Raw genomic sequence first — 5,741 nt, forward strand, 5'->3', positions numbered from 1 at the left:
CGGCTCAAGGCCTTAGCGCTACTTTTCCGCGTAATGGTCCCCGACCCCCATTAAAGACGTCGCGGCGGAACTTACTGTCGGTGAACCCAGTGTCCGGGGCCTGATCAGCACCGGTGAGCTTGCAGCGATACAGATCGGCGGGCGGGGTGTCTGGCGCGTGGAACGGTCCAGGCTCGAGGAGTACATCAGCGCACAATACGCCCGCACAGCCGAAACCCTGAATGAACCGGGCCAGGACCCGGAAGAGACCGCCGAAGACTAAGCCCGCGCCGCCCCTCCTGTTGCACAGCCTGAACCCGAGGCCTGTGCCCTGACCTGCCCGCCAACGTTTGTTTGCGGTGTTTTCGACGATGCCGTCCGGGGCAGGGTAGATTAGCCCGGTGTTGCCCGTCTTCCCTTTATGGGGGCCGGGTGGTGTTCCTGGAGCCGGCCGGTGCCGGCTCCAGTATGGGCCGGCAGGGCCTGGCGTGAATGGTTCCCCCAACCTTTTGATTCACCCGGGTCCTGCCGGTCTTTTTAACGCCGCTGTGAGCGTTGACGGTAGCCGGCGATCAGGTTCCGGCACTGTCTACAGCGGCACCCGTGCCGGTACGCGGCGTGTGTTCCGTGGTCGGTGGCAGGATTTCTGCCCTCCATCAAGGCTTCTTCGAACTGTTTGGCCCATTCGGTGTTGTGGCGTGCCAGGCCGAACAGCAGTTGGTGCGGTACGCCGGTCATCCGGGCCATCTGCGCCGGGGACCGGCCCGAGGCCAGGCCGGCCAAAATCACCGGCGCATGCGGTGCCACCCGTTCCCACGCCGCCGTATGGTGCTCTCTTACCCTTTTGCCCTGTTGTGGTTTGGGCTTGGTGTTCCAGCCCGGAACCGCTGCGTCCAGTTGGGCCGCCCGGTGAGCCGGAAGGGTATCGTTTCGGATGCGGCGGCGCTGGCGGTTAATAAACGACGCCAGAGACCATTCGTGTTCACCGGCATTCTTTCCCCGGCTGAGGCAGCCGCCCGGCGGAGACGGTGAAGGCTTCCAGATCGCTCATGCGGGCAAACCAGTACGCGTCCTCATCCTGGATCTTCGGGCTCCGGCGCCAGTGGCCCAGCGAATCGAGCCGCTCGGCACGCCCGGGGCGCAGAAGTCCGCGCCTGTGCAGGGACCTCATGTAGCGAAGCCATTGCGCCAACCGCTCCTCGGCAGGATCGCCGCTGTGCCGTTTGGGCAGCCGCCCATGGCCGGCTACGAAATCCGCCGCCTGTGCCATCGCCTTGTCCCAGCGCCTGTCCATGGGAACCGAGTCTAACCGGGCAACAATTTCTTAAACCCCATGGACCGGGCAGAACTGGAGGCATAGTCTTGGAAGTGCTGGCTCCCCGGGCCGGGCTCATCCTCCAACGAGCAACGCCGGGGGAGTCTTCCCAACCCGTGCCATTCCCAACCCGTTCCGGTTCTGTCGGTCCCGGGCCGCCGGCAGGACAGACGGCCGGTGGGCGGGAAATTGTCTGTCCGCGATGCCAGAATCGGTCACCATCGTCACTAAAGTCAATACCGCCACCGCGGCGCGGCACTTCGAAAACCACGACGGCGCGTACACGGGGGCCGGGAGCAGTATGGCGTGCCGGGGGTGGATCTTGCGGATGCGGGTTCCTGGCCAGCATCTTCTGGCTATCGGGTTATAGGCTGGCCGTGGTGTCGGTGAGCGTTTCGGTAGGTTCCCCCAGATCCCGGTCCGCTTGCCGGCATCGCACCGGAGCCGGCTCTGGGCGGCGGCGTACGAGGGGATGGGGCATCGTCTTGATCCGGTCGGCGCTGGCCCAGGTGCAGGGCTTAGTCTCCATCTTCGGGTTCGGGCGTGGTGGGCGGGTGCGGAAGGTAAGCTTCAATGGCGCTGGCAGGGATGCGGATGGACCGGCCAAAACGCACCGAGGGCAGTTCCCCGGAGTGGATCTGTCGATATACAGTCATCCGTGAAACCCGTAACATGTGAGCTGCTTCATCGACGGTCAGTAGCTCAATACCGTAGAACCCCTCCATCACATGTGCCGGTTCTGGCTGCCGTGCTGGAAGTGCTCGAATTTGTGTTTCATGTGGCCCCCCACATTAAGCGGCCCCGAACGGCATCTGCTTTACCTGCTGGGCTGTACGAGCAGCTTATGCCCTGGAACCGGATGCTAAGGCGGCTAGCGAGGGCTTCCTTTATCAAAATGTGACAGGTGGAGATGGGCCCCGTTGTTGGGGTGGGGGAATGGTTTTAAGTATGGTCCGTTCCTGGCGGTCCTGAGGCCCTGGGCGGGCTTGGGCCGGAGCTGGCACCGGTCTATGTTCTGCTTGCTTCAAGCGGTGGCAGTTATATTTCCCCGAGCACGCATCGCCGTCACCGGCCGAAGGCCCGTTCTTTAACCCTGCACCATATCGAGGAAGGAACTATTTTATGATTACCTATCACCCGGGAAAAGATCCGCAGAACCTCGACCGTGCAGATGGCGGCCAGGATTCCGAAGCGAATGGGGACTCACTCAATCCCGACCCCGACCAGGGACACGACGGATAACAAACGAGAGCATTTTGTCACCTTGGGTACATGAGCTCTCGGGTGGTGCTGGCCGGAATCGTGGCGGGGCTTATTTGATTTCAGACTCAACTGAATCTGAGCAGCGGGCTGTTCCCGTTGGTGAGTCGACCCTGAACGGAGCCTTGTAACCCCGATGTCATACCCCGGGTGTCGCCGCTGATATGGAACTTTCGTCTGCCGCTGACAGTTCAGCTTAATGGAGGCTGTTTGTTCAGTATGCCTTTCAAATTATTTATGCACCCAGCCGGAAGTGGCTGTCCCTCTTGTTGGCGACCGCCCGCGGAGTCAGGAAAAGGACTTGTCGTGCCAATAATGAAGACACTGCATCAGGATCGTTCTGGGTCTGTGAATGCGGGCAACGTTGATAACGTCGCTCAGGTTCTGGGCTCTTCTGGTGCGGGGCCGTGCCCCGGAGTTGGTGGTGCTGGCTCTGGTGGCGGGTCTCGGGCGGGGGATAAAGATGATGATGGGCAGGTTCCCGGGCTCGTCTATCCGGATGCCGATGATGAGGACGCGCCGGCTCAGCAGGTACTTGTCGCGGGTGCGTCCGCGGATCCGGTGAAGGATTACCTCAAGGTGATCGGGAAGGTGGCACTGCTTGAGGCTGCACAGGAGGTGGATCTGGCACTGCGGGTCGAGGCCGGTCTTTATGCCGGGCATAAACTTTCCGGTAATGCTGATCTGGGGGAGAAGTTATCGGGTGAACTTCGGTGCTTGGTGGATGAGGGCAAGGCTGCCAGGGCCCATCTGATTGAGGCCAATCTGCGCTTGGTGGTCTCTGTGGCCAAGCGTTATACCGGCCGGGGCATGGCCTTTTTGGATCTCATCCAGGAAGGTAATTTGGGTTTGATCCGGGCAGTGGAAAAGTTCGATTATGCTAAGGGGTTCAAATTTTCCACATATGCAATGTGGTGGATCCGGCAGGCCATTAGCCGGTCGGTGGCGGATCAGTCGCGGACCATCCGCTTACCGGCGCATGTGCACGGGATGCTTAATCAGCTTGCCCGCATACAGCGCGAACTGCTCCAGGACCTCGGGCGGGAACCGGAGCCCGCGGAGGTCGCTGTGGCACTGGATATGACGGTCGGGAAGGTCGAGGAGCTCCAAAGGCACGGACGGGAGCCCGTCTCCCTGGACGCTTCGCTCGGGGAGGAGGGAAACACCAGTGTCGGCGATGTGATTGAGGATTCGGACGCCGTCGTACCGGCCGAGGCAGCGGATGCTGTGTTCCTGCGTGAGCAGCTCCATGCAGTACTCGATACCCTGACTGAACGGGAAGCCGGGATCCTGGCCCTGCGCTACGGTCTGGCCAACGGCGAGCCCACGACCCTTGCCGAAACAGGACAGGCCTATGGTCTCTCCCGGGAGCGTATCCGGCAGATAGAAGCCCAGTCCATGGACAAGCTGCGCCAGCCCTCACAGGCTCAGGCGCTACAGGACTACCTCGGCTAAAGCACGGCAAACGCTGACATTATCCCGGTGCTCAAGCCCCGGAAACCGGTTCCAGTGCTGCGGTCTGCCCGACACTTCGGGCAGGTCGAACGTTCCAGGGTCTCTGTCCTGATTATGCCTGGGAAACCGTTGCAGCCAGGTTCTCCAGTGAGTATTCGAGGTCTTCTACGGGGATCGCGGAGAAGGAAACCTTTTTGCGTACGTCCTTGTCCGTGACGCCGCGCCGGTTGTAGGTGACCGAGACTTCCATTGTGTCGGGCACCTTGGGGGTAAGCTCCCAGATCCATTGCCAGCGGGGAGGTTCCTGGCCTTGTGGTGCTGTTTGGCCAGGCCAGCAGCTTATTCTCGTCAAAACCTGCGCCGTGGTTTTCGGTCTTGTATTCGCCACCCATTTTCTTCCGATTGCATGTTCATGGTGAAAACCTGCCCGACCCCGGTCAGGGCCCTGATGCGGTCCAGCACCGCCACGCCTTGCTCATCAGGATCGACCGAGACGTGCACATGGCAGCCACAGGGCAACTGCTCCCGGGTCGTAATACCGAATCGGTCAAGGATCACTTCATAACGTGGCTGCGGGGTGGTGTGGGGGACGACCGGCAAAGGTGAGGTGGCCAGTGCGGTTACCCGGGCGCCTGCCGCGCGGGCGGCCGCGTCGGCACTGGCCCGGCTGTCTTTAATGTCGGGCGAGAGGGCCTCCATACTTTCGTGCGGATGCACCCCGATCTCGGCCTGTTCAAGCTGGAACTCCGTCGTCAACCGCTCATCCGAACTATGCCGGTCCACTACCTCCTGGCCCAGCGGCAGCGGTTCCCCGCCGACCTCGTCCACCAGGAGCAGCTCCTCTTCAACACCAAACGTACGTGAAACCGGTGCGGTGGTAATACGATCGCCCGGGCGGGAAGGACCGGTCGCGGTGGCCACGATCACCACAAAATTTACGGGTCGCAAGATGAATAATTGTGCAGCCGCTCCGCCCGCACAGTTCATCCTGGGAGTAGGCTGTGTCGTAGTGACACGGGGTGCCCTGGCGATTGGGGCTGAGATAAGACCCGTTGAACCTGATCTAGTTTGTACTAGCGAAGGGATGTTACAGATGATTCCCCGCCTGACACCGGACCATGTCGGTACATTGCTCGACCGGCTGCGGGAAGCCACGCCTTTGGTGCAGTGCCTGACCAATGCGGTGGTGACGAACTTCACCGCGAACGTTCTTCTGGCCCTCGGTGCGGCGCCGGCCATGACTGACATTCCCACCGAGGCTGATCCTTTCGCCCGCATGGCATCCGGGGTGCTGATTAATGTGGGGACACCGCACAAGGAGCAGCGTACCGGGATGGTCGAAGCGGCCAGGGCCGCCGGCGAAGCCGGCACCCCATGGGTCCTTGACCCTGTGGCGGTGGGTGTACTGCCGGTCCGTACGGCGCTGGCGTCTGTCTTGCTGCGTCATGCACCGACAGCGATCCGGGCCAACGCCTCGGAGGTCATGGCGTTGGCCGGTGCGGGACAGGGCGGGCGCGGCGTGGATGCCGTTGATACTGCTGAAAGCGCCCTGGACGCGGCCAGTGCACTGGCTCGTCAGCATGGGGCGGTGGTGGCCATCTCCGGTGCAACGGATTTGATTACCGACGGTACCGATACCATCCGGCTCAGCAACGGTCACCCCTACCTGACACAGGTCACCGGCGGCGGTTGCGCCCTGGGTGCGGTGACGGCGGCCTTCCTCGCCCTGGAC

General features: G+C 62.0%; 8 protein-coding genes and 1 riboswitch. Of the genes, 3 read left to right on the forward strand and 5 right to left on the reverse strand.

Features of this window, described 5'->3' with window-relative positions:
* Nucleotides 1-49 precede the first annotated feature (49 nt).
* Nucleotides 50-262, forward strand: a complete 213-nt coding sequence (locus Y707_RS30230; RefSeq protein ID WP_081745049.1) for a helix-turn-helix domain-containing protein — start codon at nucleotides 50-52, stop codon at nucleotides 260-262.
* 254 nt (nucleotides 263-516) lie between these two features.
* Here the strand turns inward: Y707_RS30230 and Y707_RS0120605 are convergent, their stop codons facing one another.
* The 3 genes from Y707_RS0120605 to Y707_RS0120620 form a co-directional block, all read right to left on the reverse strand.
* Nucleotides 517-786, reverse strand: coding sequence for a hypothetical protein (locus Y707_RS0120605; RefSeq protein WP_026536458.1), 270 nt, complete (start codon nucleotides 784-786; stop codon nucleotides 517-519).
* Between the two features lie 175 nt (nucleotides 787-961).
* A complete protein-coding gene (locus Y707_RS0120610) occupies nucleotides 962-1,273 on the reverse strand; it encodes a helicase associated domain-containing protein (protein ID WP_026536459.1) in 312 nt (103 codons plus the stop codon).
* Between the two features lie 539 nt (nucleotides 1,274-1,812).
* Nucleotides 1,813-2,019, reverse strand: a complete 207-nt coding sequence (locus Y707_RS0120620) for a helix-turn-helix domain-containing protein (RefSeq protein ID WP_035782991.1) — start codon at nucleotides 2,017-2,019, stop codon at nucleotides 1,813-1,815.
* An 850-nt stretch (nucleotides 2,020-2,869) separates the two neighbouring features.
* On the opposite strand from Y707_RS0120620, the gene Y707_RS28025 reads away from it, so the two are divergent.
* On the forward strand, nucleotides 2,870-4,009 hold the full coding sequence (locus Y707_RS28025) for an RNA polymerase sigma factor (RefSeq protein ID WP_253905288.1): 1,140 nt from the start codon (nucleotides 2,870-2,872) through the stop codon (nucleotides 4,007-4,009).
* Nucleotides 4,010-4,121: 112 nt separating this feature from the next.
* On the opposite strand, the gene Y707_RS31020 is transcribed toward Y707_RS28025, so the two are convergent.
* Nucleotides 4,122-4,259 carry a hypothetical protein gene (locus Y707_RS31020; protein WP_155853216.1) on the reverse strand — a complete coding sequence of 46 codons (138 nt, stop codon included), beginning with the start codon at nucleotides 4,257-4,259 and terminating at the stop codon, nucleotides 4,122-4,124.
* 98 nt (nucleotides 4,260-4,357) lie between these two features.
* Nucleotides 4,358-4,957 (reverse strand): glutamate-cysteine ligase family protein, encoded by a 600-nt coding sequence (locus Y707_RS28035; RefSeq protein WP_162150259.1) that lies wholly within the window; start codon nucleotides 4,955-4,957, stop codon nucleotides 4,358-4,360.
* 57 nt (nucleotides 4,958-5,014) lie between these two features.
* A riboswitch (TPP riboswitch) is annotated at nucleotides 5,015-5,111 on the forward strand.
* On the opposite strand from Y707_RS28035, the gene thiM reads away from it, so the two are divergent.
* Nucleotides 5,094-5,741, forward strand: a 648-nt coding sequence (thiM, locus tag Y707_RS28040; protein WP_216699308.1) for a hydroxyethylthiazole kinase, incomplete at its 3' end; no start/stop codon positions are given. Its footprint overlaps the riboswitch before it by 18 nt.

The organism is Arthrobacter sp. H14 (assembly GCF_000520495.1).
GTDB lineage: Bacteria > Actinomycetota > Actinomycetes > Actinomycetales > Micrococcaceae > Arthrobacter_C.